Source organism: Blastomonas aquatica, from assembly GCF_014639875.1.
Taxonomy (GTDB): Bacteria; Pseudomonadota; Alphaproteobacteria; order Sphingomonadales; family Sphingomonadaceae; genus Blastomonas; species Blastomonas aquatica.
In genome coordinates this window covers 767,264-783,323 of sequence record NZ_BMGD01000002.1, presented here as the reverse complement: position 1 = coordinate 783,323, position 16,060 = coordinate 767,264, and the positions used below count along the sequence as shown (strand labels likewise).

Below are 16,060 nucleotides of genomic sequence, written 5' to 3'. Positions count from 1 at the left end.
TTGGCTTCCAGATCGACCAGAAATGTGACAAAATGGTCACAATCGGTATATTATGTTATTCGGGTTGGAACCTGTTGGGTCGTCCGTAGGTTTGGCCTGCGTCTGAATTAAAAAAGCAAGGACGCTAAAACCATGACCAACCCCATCAAGATTTCCGCTGTATCAGCGATCGCTATCGCAATGCTGGCGACCCCAGCCTTCGCACAAACCGTCAAGGAAGACACCGATTTCGACGGCGTCTATGTCGGAGGCCATTTCGGCTATTCGGCTCAGTCGAATGATCGCGGCGAAGGCGTTGTGTTCGACACCAACGTTGACGGCGAATTCGGCGACGGCGTGTTCACCACCGGAGGCGCGAACGCGTTTGCACCTGGTTTCTGCCGGGGCGCAGCGCTGGCCAACAACGCTGGCGGCGGTTGCCGTCAGGACCAGAACGGTATCGAATACGGTATCCGTATCGGTGCAGACAAGCGCATGGGCAACTTCGTCGTAGGCGCCCTGGTCGAAGGAAGCCGTTCGGAGGCGAAGGACTTCGCAACCGCATTCAGCACGACCCCTGCCAACTACACGTTCACGCGTGAACTTGATTACGCAGTGTCGGCACGTGCCCGCGCAGGCTATACGCCCGGGGGCGGCATCCTGTTTTATGCAACCGGTGGTGCTAGCTATGGTCGTATGGAAAACAACTTCCAGACGTCCAATACCGCAAACTCGTTCACGCCGCGCAACGGCAAGAACTGGGCATGGGGCTGGCAGGCTGGCGGCGGCGTAGAAGCCAAGATCGCTCAGAACATGAGCATTGGTCTTGAGTATCTCTACAACACCTACACCAACGACAACTATGTTGTGAACGTCGGCCCGGGCACCGCGCCTGCGACCAACCCGTTCCTGCTGGTTTCGAACCAGACCGACATGCGTCGTAGCGACCCCAATTTCGAGTTCCACTCGATCCGGGTGACCACTGCATTCCGCTTCTGATCGGCGGAACATTCTTCGGGCGTTAAATCTCGAAGAACGGGAATAAAGGCGGAGCGCTTCCGGGCGCTCCGCCTTTTTTTATCCGGCAACGGCGGCTGCGTTGAGCGAGGCGAGCGCGATCTTGGTCATCGCGAGGAAGGTTGCGGCTGCGATCTCGTTCTCCTCGATCCGCTTCGACAAATTGCCGATCAGCAGGTCGACCGCGCGGAACGCGATGAGTTGCAGAATCAGCGTAACGCTTCCCCAGATCAGGACATCCCAGACGTTCACCGATGCCGCCAAGCAGAACGCCAGCGGCAACGCCAACCCGATCGCCGCGCCTCCAAGCGATACCGCAGCGGCTATATTGCCATCGCGGATTAGCGCAAATTCGCGGTGCGGGGTGATCCACATATACAGCGCCAACCCGGCAGCCCAGGCCAGGGTTGCGGACCCCAGATGCAGCATGAAGATGGGAAGCCCGGCAAACAGGCTCTGGATTACGGGGGCAGGATCGGTCATGGCGCGAACTGTTGACCCGAAACCGCCGGGCGATCAAGCCTGATCACACCATCCCAACCGAACCCAGCGAGCCTCGCATGACCATCTGCATCCTGATCCCCGATGACGCCGACCAGACCCGGTACGACGACTGGCGTGACCAGCAGGCACAGATCGAGCCGCTGATGGCGCGCCACGGCATCGACGTCGAATGGCGCGCCTGGACAGACACCCGGCCGCTGATCGCCGACCTGGTGTTGCCCCTGATGGCCTGGGGCTATCACCGCGATCTGCTCCGCTGGCATGCACAGCTTCATCGCTGGCAGGGCATCCGGTTCCTCAATCCGCTCTCGGTGTTGCGCTGGAACACGGACAAACGGTATCTGCTCGAACTCGAGAGCGCAGGGATCGCGATTGTCCCAACCCGGTTCCTTGATGCGCTCGATGATCGGGCGCTGACCGACGCGCGATCGGTCTTCTCCACGCGTGATCTCGTTATCAAGCCGCCGGTTTCGGCAGGTTCTGACCACACCTGGCTGCTGCGCGATGGGATTGGCTGCCCCGATGAAGCCCGGGGCCGTGCGATGCTGGTCCAGCCAATGATGCCGTGCATTGCCAAAGAGGGCGAACTTTCGCTGTTCTATCTGGCGGGCACGCTCGCCCACGCAATCGTAAAACGTCCGGCAGACGGGGACTTTCGCGTGCAGGGGCAGTTCGGCGGACGGTCGTCTGCGATCGATCCGCCTGTTGCGGCGACAACCCTGGCGACCGCGACGCTTGCAGCTATCGGTTCCGATGTCCTGTATGCCCGCGTTGACATGGTCGGCGATGGCAAGGGTGGTTATGCGTTGATGGAGATCGAGTTGATCGAACCGTGGCTGTCGCTTGATCGCACAGCGGACGGCGGCAAGGCATTTGCCGCCGCGATCGCCAATGCCTGCGCCGGGGCATCAGCCAGCAGCGGTTAAGGTCGATCCCGCCATGCGCCGTGCCGAACCAACACAGGACCTGCGACCATGCCCCTGCCCCTCTACCCTGCACTGATCATGCTTGCTGCGCTGCAGACCGCACCTGTCGATGCGCCTGCCGCTGCGACATCGATCGGGCCGGCTGCGCCCGCCTTCACTGCTCCGCCCAACGATGAAGCGCGTTTCGATGCCTGCATGGATATGGCCACTGACGACCCAGCCAGCGGTATCGTCGCCGCGAACGAATGGCTGATAGCCGGGGGAGGCTATTTTGCGCAGCACTGCCTGGGCTTTGCCTACGCCAAGGACAGTCGCTGGAGCGCGGCGGCGGATGCGTTCGTGTCGGCAGCGCGCGATGCGGAGCTTGCGCATGACAGCCGCGCAGCAAACCTGTGGACCCAGGCCGGCAATGCTGCGCTCGCTTCGGGCGATGCAAACCTTGCGCTGACCTATTTCGATGCCGCAATGGCAGGCGGGATTTCCGCCAAGCTGCTGCTGGGAGAGCTTCATCTGGATCGGGCCCGCGCGTTGGTGATCGCAGGCAGGCCGACAGAGGCCGAAGCGGCTTTCGCCGAAGCACATCGGCTGGTGCCCGAAGACCCGCTGGCCTGGCTGCTGTCGGCCACGCTGGCGCGCCGCCAGGGCAAGCTCGACCGGGCGCAGGCCGACATCGACATCGCTGCCCGGCTGGCCCCACGCGATCCGGAGGTTGCGCTCGAAGCGGGCAACATCGCGGCGACCGCAGGTCGGTATGACATCGCCCGCAGAAACTGGAACCAGGCCATCGATGTCCGCCCCGATGGCCCGATCGCAAGGACCGCGCGCGCCAATCTCAGCCAGCTGGACGAGGCGGAGGGCCAGCCAGAGTAGCTGACGACCTCTCCCGCAACCGGCGGCAGTGCCGCGCGCGTCAATCCAGATAGAAATCCACGGTCGTGACGACGCGGACCTTTTTATAGGGTGTATCGCTCACTCCCCAGCTTCCGCCGCTGTCGCCATCGCGCGATTCAACCGAGAAATAGCCCTGGGTTGCGCTCTTGATCCCGCCGACACCGGTGCCGCTATCCTGCGCGAACTGTTCGGCCGATGCGCGCGCGTCCTTGGTTGCTTCTGCCACCATCGTGGGTTTGATGTCGTTGAGCTTGGTGAAACTGTAAGCCATGCCCGAGCCTTCCTCGAGCACGACACCACGCTTGATCAGGTCGAACTGGCGCTTCACCGCGGCCTGCGCCTTGGCGATATCGTTGGTGCGCAGCGACATCCGCTGGCGGATGGTGTAGGTGGTGGAGCCGTAATTGTTGTTGAACTGCGAGACATTGGCACCTGTGGGCTGCAGGGCATCGCCGTCGAAGCCCAGTTCGGTGAAGAACCCGCGCAACGCCTTGGTATCGGCGTCGATATCGGTTTGCGCGCTGGCAAGATCTTCGGCCTGCGCCGAATAAGCGATGGTCCAGGTGGCAAGGTCTGCGGTCACGTTCTTCTCGGCCAGCCCGCGCACGGTCACCGATCGATCGGCCTGCTTGGCACGCAACAGCCCGTCACCCAGCAGATATCCGCCGGCGACCATTCCCAGAGCAAGGATGCCGGCACCTGCCAGCAGCACGTTGCCTGCCAGCCAGCCGCGTTTGTCCGTGCCACTGTATTCCCCGCCCTCAACCATGATCATATCCCTTCCAATGCCCTGCGCACCGCCTATAGTCACCGGGTGATGACACCCTGACGGCACACCAGATCGATTAGTCTTGCTGCGATGAACCGTGTCTTAACTGCGACAAACCGAGCAGAGCATAATGACCAAATTTCTCCATACGATGATCCGCGTCACTGATCCGGATGCCACCATCGAATTTTTCGAGCTGATCGGACTGAAGGAAACCAAGCGTTTCGACAGCGAGCAGGGCCGGTTCACGCTGATCTTCCTCGCCGCCCCGGGGCAGGAAGGGATCGCCGAGGTTGAACTCACCCACAACTGGGATCCTGAGGTGTACACCGGCGGGCGCAACTTCGGACACCTCGCATACCGGGTCGAGAATATCTACGAGACCTGCCAGCGGCTGATGGATGCCGGCGTGACGATCAATCGCCCTCCCCGCGATGGCCACATGGCGTTCGTCCGCAGCCCCGACGGTATATCGGTCGAGTTGTTGCAGGATGGTCATCTGCCGCCGGCCGAACCCTGGGCCTCGATGCCCAATACCGGCGTCTGGTAAGCCGCTGGCGGATGAAACGGATCGGGTGTAGTCTTGCATCTTGAACCGGGGGTGGACGAAAGGATGCATGATGCTAAAATTTCCTGCCCTGCTCGCATGTGCGGCGATAGCCTGCACCGCTCCGCTGTTTGCCGAAGAGCGTGACGACGCCGCCGATGTCAGCGAAAAAACGCTGGCGGCGATCGCAGCGCTCGACCAACGCGGGGCGACGATCGCCAACTTGTACCTGAAAGACAGGGTGGCAGGTGCCCCTGTATCCTGCATTCCGCAAACCCGGTTGCGTCGCTCCAGCGCTGCGTCCGACAATGTGCTGCTGTATGACGCTGGATCGGTGGTTTACGTCAATTCGCCCTATCTCGGCTGCCCGCGCGCGCGCGACAACGCCATGATCTCAAGCTCACCGGTCCCCCGGCTTTGCGCCGGAGACATCATATTGGTGCAGGACATGCTTGCGCGCGCGCCTCTCGGTAGCTGCGCGCTGAACAAGTTCGTGCCCTTCCGCAAGGTCAAGCGCCCCAAGTGAGCTTGCACCGACGATCCGGCAGTGCGTAGACTGGCGCGTTTCAGCCTTTGTAGCCAAATGCATCCCGCGCCATCGCCACCAACGCTGGGTCGGCGTCCGGCAGGTCCTTGGGCACGGTAGCATCGAGCCGATCGGCCAGATACGTCAGAGCCGCGATGCGTGCGGCTTTCTTGTTGTTGGCGTCAAACACCGCCCAGGGCGCCCAGCGTGTATCGGTCTGCTTGAACATCGCATGGATCGCGGCGAGATAATCATCCCGCTTGCCCCGATTGCGAAAATCCTCTGCCGTTACCTTCCAGCGTTTTTCAGGCACCGAAAGCCGGTCGGCCAGCCGTTTGTCCTGCGTCGCCTGGGTGACATGGAGGAACAGCTTTATGATCGTTGTCCCGCCATCGACCTGCTGCGCCTCGAACTCGTTGATCTCGTCATAACCGCGCTTCCATTCGCGCTCGCTGGCGAAGCCCTCGACCCGCTCGACCAGTACCCGGCCATACCAAGACCTGTCGAACACGCATACTTCACGGCTGCCAGGCAGTTTCTGCCAGAACCGCCACAGGAAATGCCGGTCCTTCTCGTAGGGCGTGGGCGCGCTAATCGGCCAAACATGGAAGTAGCGCGGGTCCCATTCGGCGGTCATGCGCTTGATGACCCCGCCCTTACCCGCAGCATCCCAGCCTTCCAGGACGATGATCGCGCGGCGACCATGGACGATGTGCCGTGCATGTGCGTGCGAGAGCCGCACCTGCAAAGATTTCAGCGTATCGGCATAATCGCCATCGAGGGACGCGCCTTTTTCGAAATCGGATAGCTGGATACTCATCGGCGGTCCTCAGATACCCTTGTTTCGCGCTCGGCGTAATCGGCTTCTGCCGCTTGGCGCGCATTGATACGATCGAACGCAGCATTGATGCCGCGCTCGCGCGGCAGCAGCGTCTGAGCCTGGCGATAACGCACCAGCGCATCGTCAAGCTCGCCGCGCTGTTCTGCGCACAGCGCCAGGTTGAAGACAATAGAGCTTTGTCCAGGCACCTCGCCATCGAGCGCCTGCCAGATGTCGCACGCACCCTGCGGATTGCGATCGGTGGCCTTGAGCGCTTCCCGGAACCGATTGGATTGGTCCTTGTCAAGCCCCTTGCGCACCTCGAGCACGCGGATGGATTCGGTGCGATAGACAGGCGCAATGTCGAGCCTGACCTCTGCAACCACATTGCCGATCAAGGCATCGACCGTATCGGGGACGCTGCGACTGGCATTCCGGTCAGGACAGATCACGATCTGATCGCGCTGGTAGATCTGTCGCTGGTAGACAATCGCACCGTCATCGATCCGTGCCATGCGTACCGAGGGGTTGAGCGTCACAGTCCGGCGTTGGCACTTGATCTTGACGTCCTCCTTGCGCAGGCACTTACCATTGCCGTCCTCTTCAACGCACTCCTTGCGCGTCTCCTCGATACTCTGGCTTTCGACCACCGCATCCGCAATTCCTGACAGCACCGCATCGGCCGGCGCGGTCGATCGTTCGGCAACCACGCGAAAATAAGGCTGACCATAAACCGATAGTTCCGCGAGCATCCCCTCAAGCGCGAAAGACAGCGCGCGCCCGTCGCGCCCGCCGAAGCGTTCGACAACCAGAGATTCGACATCGGCCGCTGCGCGCGTGCGCGCCGGGTAAAGGCCCTCGATGGTCAGCGTTTCGGCAGATGCAGGAACCGCACTGAGGCCCGCCACCATTGCGAGTGCCGCAGCAACCGCGCGCGCTGTCTCCACCGCCTTTGCCCTTAGGTTATTCACGTTCGCAGCCCCCACAGATCGCCTCAGCAGATCTCCATCCGAATCTGCTGAAATGTAACATGTTTCTGGTCCGAGTCATGGCCCAATGGTGTGCGGATGATCACTGCCAGGTGTATCAGGCGGGGATGCAGCGAACGCCGTATTCAGGAAACATCGCATCGTCGGTAATAACGGCGGCTCGATCACAAAGCGCCTGAGCTATGATCAGGTGATCGAACGGATCGCGGTGGTGGAGCGGCATGGCTTCAAGCACCCTCAAATGCGCTGGCGCAAGATCGACCACAGCCATACCCTGGTCGAGCAAGGCATCCATCACTGCAGCGCCGCTGTCGTCCATCTTGCCAATGCGATGCTTCACCGAAATCTCCCAGGGAGTGGCGATGCTGACCAGCACCTGATTATCCGAATCCGCGATAAGCGCTCTCGCGCGCGGTCCCAGCCGGGCGCTGTCCTGCAACCACCACAGCAGCACGCGGGTATCGAGTATCAGCCGCATGAACGTGGCACCTGCCTACTTGGCCGGCCAAAGCTCGCCGTCATCCTTGCCCTCCATGGCATCGATCAGCCATTGCGGGGTCTCATCGAAATCCTCCGACATCCGGATTTTTCCCCGGAGCGCACCTGGCTGCCGGGGCTTTTTCAGCGGCACGAAATCGCTTGCCGGCGGGAGCGACGGCGCGGGCATGAACGTCTGGGGCATCTCGCGGACTCCGGCTGGCGGCGGCCCGGCAGGCGCATCACCTGCCGCGACACCCTGCAGATACGCCTTGACCATGGCCGATAGCGACGTGCCCAGTTCGGCGGCACGGATCCGCGCCAGCCGATGGGTCTCGTCATCCAGTGCGATGGTCACATTTTTCATGACCGCCGCAGTATCACAGTTTCACAGCCGTCTCAAGCAACGCCCGGCGATCAGCCCTTGGGCGGCTCGGCTACCCTGATGTTGAGTTCGCGCAGCTGCTTGAGGCTGACCGGCGACGGCGCGCCCATCATCAGGTCCTCGGCCTTCTGGTTCATCGGGAATAGCACGACCTCGCGGATGTTGGGTTCATCAGCAAGCAGCATCACCATGCGATCGACCCCGGGAGCCGACCCTCCGTGCGGCGGTGCGCCGAACTTGAACGCATTGATCATGCCTGAGAAGTTCTTCTCGACGTCTTCCTTGGTGTAGCCGGCGATTTCGAATGCCTTGTACATGATATCCGGGCGATGGTTCCGGATCGCGCCCGAGGACAGCTCAACACCGTTGCAGACGATGTCGTACTGCCAGGCGAGGATGTCGAGCGGGTCCATCGTCTCCAGCGCTTCCATCTCGCCCTGCGGCATCGAGAACGGGTTGTGGCTGAAATCGATCTTCTTGGCGTCCTCGTCATATTCGAACATCGGGAAATCGACGATCCAGCAGAACTTGAACACGCCTTGTTCGATCAGGTTCAGCTGCTCACCCACCCGGGTGCGCGCCGCGCCTGCGAGCTTGGCCGCCTGAAGCTCCTTGCCCGCCGCGAAGAACACGCCGTCATTCGGGCCAAGGCCGAGTTCGGCGATCAGCTTGGCGGTGCCTTCCTCGCCATGGTTCTTGGCGATCGGGCCGCCAGGGACGCCGTCGCGGATGTTGATGTAACCCAGGCCCGCATGGCCCTCGCTGCGTGCCCAGTCGTTCATATCGTCAAAGAACTTGCGGCTGATCGCGCCCGCGCCGGGGGCGGGGATCGCACGGACCTTGCCGCCTGAACCCACGATCTTGTCGAACAGGCCAAAGCCCGATCCAATGAAATGATCGGTGACATCGCTGATCACCAGCGGGTTGCGCAGATCGGGCTTGTCCGATCCGTACTTCAACATCGACTCGCGGTAAGGAATGCGCGGAAACGCGCCTTCGGTGACGGCCTTGCCGTTGGCGAACTCCTTGAACACGCCGCCGAGCACAGGCTCGAGCGCGGCGAACACATCGTCCTGCGTCACGAAGCTCATCTCGAGGTCGAGCTGGTAGAATTCGCCCGGGCTGCGATCGGCGCGCGCGTCTTCGTCGCGGAAGCACGGCGCGATCTGAAAATAGCGATCAAAGCCTGCGACCATCAGCAGCTGCTTGAACATCTGCGGCGCCTGCGGCAGCGCATAGAACTTGCCGGGGTGCACGCGGCTGGGAACGAGATAATCGCGCGCGCCTTCGGGCGAAGATGCGGTCAGGATCGGAGTCTGGAATTCGGTGAAGCCCTGATCGACCATCCGCTTGCGCAACGAGGCGATGACCTGCGAACGCAGCATGATGTTGCGGTGCAGCCGTTCGCGGCGCAGATCCAGGAAGCGGTAGCGCAGGCGGATATCCTCGGGATATTCCTGCTCGCCCGCCACCGGCATCGGCAGTTCGTCGGCAGCCGATTGAACCACAACTTCGCCTGCGCGCACCTCGATCTCGCCAGTGGGCAGGTTGGTGTTCACGGTTTCAGCCGAGCGGGCAACCACCGTACCGGTCACCGTGACGACGCTTTCGACGCGCAGCCGTTCGAGCGCGGCAAAAGCCGGGCTGTCGGAATCAGTGACGATCTGGGTCAGGCCGTAATGGTCGCGCAGGTCGATGAAAAGCAGATTGCCATGATCACGCTTGCGATGGACCCAGCCCGACAGGCGAACCTGCTCGCCGACATCGGATGCGCGGAGCGCGGTGCAACTGTGGGTACGATATGCGTGCATGGGAAACCATCAATCCTGATCGTGAAAACAAGCGCCGTGACCCCGCGGTCTGCAGGGCAAGTCGATGGTGCGGCTAACACCGCGCCACCGCCATTTTGTCAAGCTTTGTGCACCTCTGTGGCCCGGCGCGTTGCAAATCAGATCAATCCCAAATGCACCAGGCAGTCACTGCCGAACACCGCCAGATCGCCGGGATCGGGCATTAATCGGCGTTGTGCGGCGCGGAAACGTTGATATTCGTCGCCATAATCCTGCGCCACCCGGGCAGCATCCAGATCGTTGGTCTTGCCCCAATGACGGGTGAACCGGATCCCCATCGCATCAAGCCGCGTGATCACCGCGCGATAGCTGCGATGGCTGACATCGCTGCGCGGTCCATCGAAATCGATCACGACATTGTCCGCAAAGCGTGCGGGCGCGAGCAGCCCGGCAGCGCGTTTCATGAACCGCAGCGTCACTACCGTGCCCCCGCCCCCACTGATGAACGCCTCGATCATCGGATCGAACGCGCGGTCGAGATCGTCCCTGGCCAGGGTCACCGATCCGTTGAACAGATTTGCAATGGGGTTGTGCGGCTCGGTCGTATGGCCCCAGGTCGCCACTGCCTCAGGATCATCGATATCGCGCTGCACCGCATAGCCCGCGCGCATTGCCAGCTGCAATATGTCGGCGCGAAACAGATCGAACCCCGCCATCGCCTTGCCGATCAGCGTCAGCGCATCATAGCCGGCGCCAGCCAATGGGCGCGGCGGCGGCGGGATCGAAGGGTCGAACGCGCGGCGATATAGCATCCGCAACAACGCATCCTTGTCGAACGGATCGAACGGGTTGAGGATAACCTGAACGAAATAAGGGTCTTCATCGAGCGCCATCTCGCGTGAGAAGTCGCGAAAGCCGCCCCGAGCCAATTGGGTGATGTGCCCCCGGGTCAATCGCGCGCGCTTCTGGATGTTGCGCACCATATAGATTGGCTCGCATTCGATCACCAAAGCCGTGACGAACCCCATCGCGCCTACCGCGACAAGGCATGCGGCAAACACATCGTCGTCGCGCAGGATGATGCTCCCGGTATCTGCAACAAAATCTGGCGCCATTACCGCCTGGCTGGGCTCGACCCAGAAGATTCCCGATGGCGTCACCACCTGCAGCGCGCGGATGTGATCCTGGATGCCGCCTGCAGTCAGCACGCTGCCATGCGTTCCGGTGGCCGCCGCCCCCGCTAGTGTCTGGCCGTTACTGGCCCCGCCTGTCGTCAGCGACAGGCCAAGCTCTTCAGCACTGTCGTTGACCTCGTCGATCGTCGCGCCTGCCTGCACCAGCATCAGAGTGGAGACATCGATCCCGGGCGCAACATCGCCCGCCACCAGCTGGAAGCATCGGTTGACCCGGCGGGTTTCGATCAGCCAACCGTGGTCGACGATGCAGATCGGAGATGGCGACCAGCCCGAGCCCAATGGGCGAATCTGAATTCCCACCTCGCGCGCCTGCTGCATCAGTGCCAGCACATCGCCTGCCACCTCGCGCAGCGCTGCCCGAGCACCATCGGCGGTGCTGTTGATCAGTTCGACAAGGTCAGCAAGATTGGCAGACGCCGTGCCGTGATAATTGGTCCAGCGTCGCGCGCCATGGCGCAGAGGTGCCGGCATCACCCGCGCTCCACGGGGCTGTTACCGGCAAACATCCGGTAATCGATGTTCACCCGCCGAACGATGCCGAAGGTCACCACCGACAGCAGGATCTGGCCGAAACTCATCGAAAACCGCATGTCGTTGATGCCGCGTCCAGCCGGATCGTGGATGCACGCGCTGCGCCCGGCGCGGGTGGCAAACCCCCACGCAAATATCGTCAGCACTTCCCGGTCACCACCGACAGGCCGTGAATTGTCGAGCACCAGAAAGGCATCGCCGCCTGCGGCGAGCATCTGACCAATTAGCGCCAAACTGAGAGTAATGATGACCCCGTAACAAACCCACATGACTTTTCCCCCGCGCCGAAGCAGGCACGCATTACATGATCGATCGATGGATGATTGTTCGAACGAGCGTCGCTGATAGCCATCAGCGCGTCGATTCATTATGGACCCGGTCGCAGTTTGCGACATTCACGGCACGCTGTATAGGTTCAACATGCAAATCCATCCATTAATTACCGACACCGATTCCCTGGCCCGCTTCTGCGCGCGACTCGCCAAGTCCGACTTCATCGCGGTTGATACCGAGTTCATGCGCGAAAACACCTATTGGCCCGAACTGTGCCTGGTCCAGATCGGCAATCTGGAAGAAGCTGCGGCGATCGACCCCAAGGCTCCGGGTATCGATCTGACCCCGATGCTCGATCTTCTCACCGAAAATCATGACGTTCTCAAAGTCGTCCACGCCGGACCCCAGGACATCGAGATCATCTTCAACCTGACCGGCAAGACCCCGGTACCATTGTTTGACACCCAGATTGCAGCCATGGCGCTCGGCCAGGCCGAGCAGATCGGGTACGCCAATCTGGTCGAAAGCTGGCTGGGGCTGACAGTCGACAAAGGCGCGCGGTTCACTGATTGGTCGCGCCGCCCGCTCGAGGCACGGCAGATCGATTACGCGATCGGCGATGTGACGCATCTGGCCAAGATTTTCCCCAAGATGCTCGACAAATTGCGCCGCACCGGTCGGGGCGCGTGGCTCGATATCGAGATGGAGAAACTGGGCGATCCTCGCCAGTATAAGCCCGATCCCGATACTCTGTGGCAGCGGATCCGCCCGCCGGGCCGCAGCGCGCAGATCTTGGGCCGGATGCGCGCATTGGCTTGGTGGCGCGAGACCGAGGCGCAGGACAAGAACCTGCCACGCGGGCGCATCATGAAGGACGAGACGCTTGCTGACATCGCCGCGCACCCGCCCTCGCACCAGTCCGAGCTTGGCAAGGTTCGCGGCCTTTCGGCTGCATGGCGCGAAAACGACATCGGCGCGCGTATGATGGACGCCCTGATTGCAGCGCGCCCACTGAGCGCCAGCGAAATGCCCCCCAAGAGCCCGCGCGGCCCGGCGCTGGGAAAGGAAGGCGCGCTCGTCGCTGACCTGCTCAAGCTGCTGCTCAAGATCCGCTCGCGCGAGATCGACGTTGCCGCCCGTCTGCTGGCGCGCAGCGACGATCTCGAGGCATTGGCGGCCGGAGTCCGCAAGAACCTGCCGATCCTGGAAGGCTGGCGGTTCGAGCAGTTCGGCCGCGATGCGCTGGCGCTGGTCGAGGGGCGGATGGCGTTTGCGATTGCCGACGGCCGCATCAAGATGACCCGCACCGAGTTGATCGTGGAGCCTGATGGCGATGGCGATGCCGAAGCGTCCGTGGTCGAAGCGCTGACGGAGCAGCCATGACTTCGTATCTGCCCACGCTCAAACAGCTGCAATATCTCGTTGCGCTTGAAGAGCATGGTCATTTCGGCAAGGCGGCAGACGCCAGCTATGTCACCCAGTCGACCCTGTCGGCAGGTCTGCGCGAACTCGAAACACTTTTGGGCGTGGTGCTTGTCGAGCGCACCCGGCGTGTCGTGCGGTTTACCCCGTTGGGCAACAAGGTCGTTGCCAAGGCGCACCGGATTCTGCGCGAGGCCGAGGAACTTTCAGATCTGGTGCGCTCGTCGGGCAAGCCGCTTTCGGGCGATCTGCGGATGAGCGTCATCCCGACCATCGCGCCGTTCCTTCTGCCCCGGCTGTTGCCTGGCCTTCGGCGTAAGCAGCCCGAGCTCAAATTGTTCCTGCGCGAAGAGGTCAGCAGCGTTGCTGTCGAGTCGCTGCACCACGGCCAGGTCGATTGCGTGCTGCTGGCACTGCCGTTTCCGGCAGGCGACGTCGAGCATGAGACGTTGTTCGTTGATCCGCTGTATGTCGCCTTCCCCAAGGACGATCCACGCGATCCCCCCGAATTTGTTCTACCCGAACTAATCGACGAATCGCGGCTGCTGCTGCTCGAGGACGGCCACTGTCTCAAGGATCACGCGCTCGCCGCGTGCAACCGTCCCGAACTGCGAGCAAGCGCGATGATGTTCGGCACGTCGTTGCACACGCTGGTGCAGATGGTCGATAACAGGTTGGGGCTCACGCTGCTGCCGCAAATCGCGATCGATGCAGGCATCCTTGCCAACACCGATATCGTCGCGCGCCCGCTGCTCGCCGATCATGCCTCGCGCGACATCGCCATCATCTGGCGCAAGAACAGCCCGCGCGCTGAGGAATTCCGCATGCTGGCCGAGATCCTCCGACGGGGCCATGCCGAAGGGAAATGCGCAGGGTAAAGCCGCGTCAAAGCCTGCGTTCATTTCCGGGATTCGCATTCGTGAATCACCCCTGCGAACGCGGGAATGACATTCTGGTCGAGCTGTCAGCTCAATCCATATGCTTCAAGCCAACCCGCAGATAGTCCCAGCCGGTGATCAACGTCAGGATCGCCGCTGTCCACAAAGCTGCGATACCCAGATCCTGCATCCACAGTTGGTCGGGAAAGGCACCTGCGAAGATCAAGGTACCCAGCGAAAGCAGCTGGAGCGTCGTCTTCCATTTGGCGAGATGCGATACCGGCATCGATACCTGCAATCCGGCCAGAAACTCGCGCAGACCCGATACCGTGATCTCGCGCAGCAAGATGACCAGCGCGGCGATAACATGCAACCCGTCGATATCGTTGTTGGCGCACAGGATAAGGATGACCGCGGCGACCATGATCTTGTCTGCGATCGGATCGAGAAAGATTCCCAGCTTCGAGACCGCACCCTGAGCACGCGCGAGATAGCCGTCGAAATAATCGGTGATTCCCATCAGGCTGTAGACGATAAAGCCCAGCAGATAGCCGGTTGCCCATTCCGGCCACCACAGCAGGGCGGCCAGCAGCGGCACAGTGACGATACGCGACAGCGTCAATATGTTGGGCAATGTAAGCATAAGTCGGGAGCCTCTTAACGGCATTTGTTCCGGATGGAAATGGCTTGACCGGTCCTGCTTCGATCCCGATACCCGCCGCGATGATTTGCAGCTGCATTGCCACCCCATCCCGGCGCGATGACACTGCACAAATCGCGGGCAAATCGCAGAGGAATAGACAGAATGGCTTCAGCAGGCGCGCTTTTGAACAAGAGGCGCTTTCTCCCCCTGTTCGTCACCCAACTGCTCGGGGCGTTCAACGACAATCTCTACAAGAACGCGATGGTGCTGTTCGTCGTCTATAGCGTCTATAACGACGAGACCGCAGAAACCTGGTTCAGTGCGATCGCAACGGCGGTGTTCATCCTGCCGTTCTTCCTGCTTTCCGCACTGGCCGGGCAGCTCGCCGATACCCGTGACAAAGCGTCGATCATCCGCATCGTCAAATTTTGCGAAATCATCATCATGCTGGTCGGGGGTGTCGGGCTTTATCTCGCCTGGGCAGGCACTGCGGTGCACAGCCTTGCAATCCCGCTGATGATGGTCGCGCTGTTCGCGATGGGCATCCACTCGACCTTTTTCGGCCCGATCAAATACGCCATCCTTCCCCAGCATCTCAAGGACGACGAAGTGCTTGGCGGCACCGGGCTGGTGGAGGCCGGCACCTATATCGCCATCTTGCTGGGTACCATCCTGGCGGGCTGGATCCCGGTCGAAGTTGCCGGCATTGCTGTCGTGGTGACTGCGGTTATCGGGTATCTGACAGGGCGTCAGGTTCCCCCTGCCCCGCCGATGACCGAGCGCACCAAGCTTGACTACAACTTTATCCGCGCGTCAATCGCGCTGATCAAGGCGACCATGAAGGTGCGCCGGGTCTTCCTCGCGATCATCGCGATCAGCTTTTTCTGGACCATCGGTGCGGTGCTGTTCATCCAGTTCCCGCCGCTCGCCAAGAACGTGCTTACCGCCAGCAAGGAAGTCGCCAGCCTGTTTCTCGTTGTGTTCTCGGTCGGCGTGGCCATCGGGTCAGTCGCGATCAATGCGCTGCTCAAGGGAACCGTGTCGGCGCGCTATTCGCCTGTTTCGGTAATCGTGATGGGGCTGTTCGTGGTCGCGTTCTTCTTCGTGTGCCGCCAATGGGTGCCCGATACCGCAGGTTCGCTGTTCACGGTCGGTGAGTTCATCCAGCATCCGATGGCGATCCCGCTGCTCTTGTCACTGCTGGGCATCGCCGTCGCAGGCGGGATGTTCGTGGTGCCGCTTTATGCGTTTCTCACCACCACGGTGCACAAGAGTGAGGCAGCCCGGACGATCGCAGCCAACAACATCGTCAATTCGGGTGCCATGGTGATCGGATCGCTGATCGCAATCGGTCTGAGCCTTGCAGGGGTCGATGTGATCTACCAGTTGCTGCTGAGCGCGGCGATGTGCCTGATCGCCGCCTGGCTGGGGCATCTGCTCCACCAGGCCAGCCTCGAACCACATGGTGACCACGAGTTCGGAACCTGATCGCCGCCT

Annotated in this window: 18 protein-coding genes; 8 read left to right on the top strand and 10 right to left on the bottom strand. The window is 61.5% G+C overall.

The window, feature by feature from the left end; translation table 11 throughout:
• The first annotated feature begins 132 nt into the window (after positions 1-132).
• Positions 133-978, top strand: coding sequence for an outer membrane protein (locus IEW00_RS07840; protein ID WP_188513795.1), 846 nt, complete (start codon positions 133-135; stop codon positions 976-978).
• A 78-nt stretch (positions 979-1,056) separates the two neighbouring features.
• Here IEW00_RS07840 and IEW00_RS07835 read toward each other — a convergent pair whose 3' ends face one another.
• Complete coding sequence (locus IEW00_RS07835) at positions 1,057-1,479, bottom strand: DUF350 domain-containing protein (RefSeq protein ID WP_188513794.1); 423 nt, start codon at positions 1,477-1,479, stop codon at positions 1,057-1,059.
• 77 nt (positions 1,480-1,556) lie between these two features.
• Here IEW00_RS07835 and IEW00_RS07830 point away from each other — a divergent pair, with 77 nt between their 5' ends.
• Positions 1,557-2,426 (top strand): ATP-grasp domain-containing protein, encoded by an 870-nt coding sequence (locus IEW00_RS07830; RefSeq protein WP_188513793.1) that lies wholly within the window; start codon positions 1,557-1,559, stop codon positions 2,424-2,426.
• A 48-nt stretch (positions 2,427-2,474) separates the two neighbouring features.
• Positions 2,475-3,296 carry a tetratricopeptide repeat protein gene (locus IEW00_RS07825; RefSeq protein ID WP_229736878.1) on the top strand — a complete coding sequence of 274 codons (822 nt, stop codon included), beginning with the start codon at positions 2,475-2,477 and terminating at the stop codon, positions 3,294-3,296.
• Positions 3,297-3,336: 40 nt separating this feature from the next.
• Here the strand turns inward: IEW00_RS07825 and IEW00_RS07820 are convergent, their stop codons facing one another.
• Positions 3,337-4,086 carry an SIMPL domain-containing protein gene (locus IEW00_RS07820; RefSeq protein WP_188513896.1) on the bottom strand — a complete coding sequence of 250 codons (750 nt, stop codon included), beginning with the start codon at positions 4,084-4,086 and terminating at the stop codon, positions 3,337-3,339.
• Between the two features lie 130 nt (positions 4,087-4,216).
• On the opposite strand from IEW00_RS07820, the gene IEW00_RS07815 reads away from it, so the two are divergent.
• Both IEW00_RS07815 and IEW00_RS07810 read left to right on the top strand, forming a co-directional pair.
• Entirely contained in the window at positions 4,217-4,636 is a 420-nt protein-coding gene (locus tag IEW00_RS07815; RefSeq protein WP_188513792.1) for a VOC family protein, read from the top strand.
• Between the two features lie 67 nt (positions 4,637-4,703).
• The gene (locus IEW00_RS07810; protein WP_188513791.1) at positions 4,704-5,159 is read left to right on the top strand and encodes a hypothetical protein; all 456 of its coding nucleotides are present in this window, start codon (positions 4,704-4,706) and stop codon (positions 5,157-5,159) included.
• Positions 5,160-5,199: 40 nt separating this feature from the next.
• On the opposite strand, the gene IEW00_RS07805 is transcribed toward IEW00_RS07810, so the two are convergent.
• The 7 genes from IEW00_RS07805 to IEW00_RS07775 form a co-directional block, all read right to left on the bottom strand.
• Positions 5,200-5,979 carry a polyphosphate kinase 2 family protein gene (locus IEW00_RS07805; RefSeq protein WP_188513790.1) on the bottom strand — a complete coding sequence of 260 codons (780 nt, stop codon included), beginning with the start codon at positions 5,977-5,979 and terminating at the stop codon, positions 5,200-5,202.
• A complete protein-coding gene (locus tag IEW00_RS07800) occupies positions 5,976-6,926 on the bottom strand; it encodes a hypothetical protein (protein ID WP_188513789.1) in 951 nt (316 codons plus the stop codon). The genes IEW00_RS07805 and IEW00_RS07800 overlap by 4 nt, the downstream gene beginning before the upstream one ends.
• 139 nt (positions 6,927-7,065) lie before the next feature.
• Positions 7,066-7,446: a type II toxin-antitoxin system VapC family toxin gene (locus IEW00_RS07795; RefSeq protein WP_188513788.1), complete on the bottom strand. Its 381-nt coding sequence runs from the start codon at positions 7,444-7,446 to the stop codon at positions 7,066-7,068.
• A gap of 15 nt (positions 7,447-7,461) precedes the next feature.
• On the bottom strand, positions 7,462-7,812 hold the full coding sequence (locus IEW00_RS07790) for a ribbon-helix-helix domain-containing protein (protein ID WP_229736877.1): 351 nt from the start codon (positions 7,810-7,812) through the stop codon (positions 7,462-7,464).
• A gap of 50 nt (positions 7,813-7,862) precedes the next feature.
• Positions 7,863-9,641, bottom strand: coding sequence for an aspartate--tRNA ligase (gene aspS, locus IEW00_RS07785; RefSeq protein WP_188513787.1), 1,779 nt, complete (start codon positions 9,639-9,641; stop codon positions 7,863-7,865).
• A gap of 137 nt (positions 9,642-9,778) precedes the next feature.
• Positions 9,779-11,287 (bottom strand): FAD-binding protein, encoded by a 1,509-nt coding sequence (locus IEW00_RS07780; RefSeq protein WP_188513786.1) that lies wholly within the window; start codon positions 11,285-11,287, stop codon positions 9,779-9,781.
• Complete coding sequence (locus IEW00_RS07775; RefSeq protein ID WP_188513785.1) at positions 11,287-11,562, bottom strand: hypothetical protein; 276 nt, start codon at positions 11,560-11,562, stop codon at positions 11,287-11,289. Before IEW00_RS07775 ends, IEW00_RS07780 begins: the two co-directional genes overlap by 1 nt.
• Positions 11,563-11,767: 205 nt before the next feature.
• On the opposite strand from IEW00_RS07775, the gene rnd reads away from it, so the two are divergent.
• Both rnd and IEW00_RS07765 read left to right on the top strand, forming a co-directional pair.
• Positions 11,768-13,003 (top strand): ribonuclease D, encoded by a 1,236-nt coding sequence (gene rnd, locus IEW00_RS07770; protein WP_188513784.1) that lies wholly within the window; start codon positions 11,768-11,770, stop codon positions 13,001-13,003.
• Positions 13,000-13,920: a hydrogen peroxide-inducible genes activator gene (locus IEW00_RS07765; RefSeq protein ID WP_188513783.1), complete on the top strand. Its 921-nt coding sequence runs from the start codon at positions 13,000-13,002 to the stop codon at positions 13,918-13,920. Before rnd ends, IEW00_RS07765 begins: the two co-directional genes overlap by 4 nt.
• A gap of 91 nt (positions 13,921-14,011) precedes the next feature.
• Here the strand turns inward: IEW00_RS07765 and pgsA are convergent, their stop codons facing one another.
• Positions 14,012-14,563: a CDP-diacylglycerol--glycerol-3-phosphate 3-phosphatidyltransferase gene (pgsA, locus tag IEW00_RS07760; protein ID WP_188513782.1), complete on the bottom strand. Its 552-nt coding sequence runs from the start codon at positions 14,561-14,563 to the stop codon at positions 14,012-14,014.
• 162 nt (positions 14,564-14,725) lie between these two features.
• Here pgsA and IEW00_RS07755 point away from each other — a divergent pair, with 162 nt between their 5' ends.
• Entirely contained in the window at positions 14,726-16,051 is a 1,326-nt protein-coding gene (locus IEW00_RS07755; RefSeq protein ID WP_188513781.1) for an MFS transporter, read from the top strand.
• Positions 16,052-16,060 lie beyond the last annotated feature (9 nt).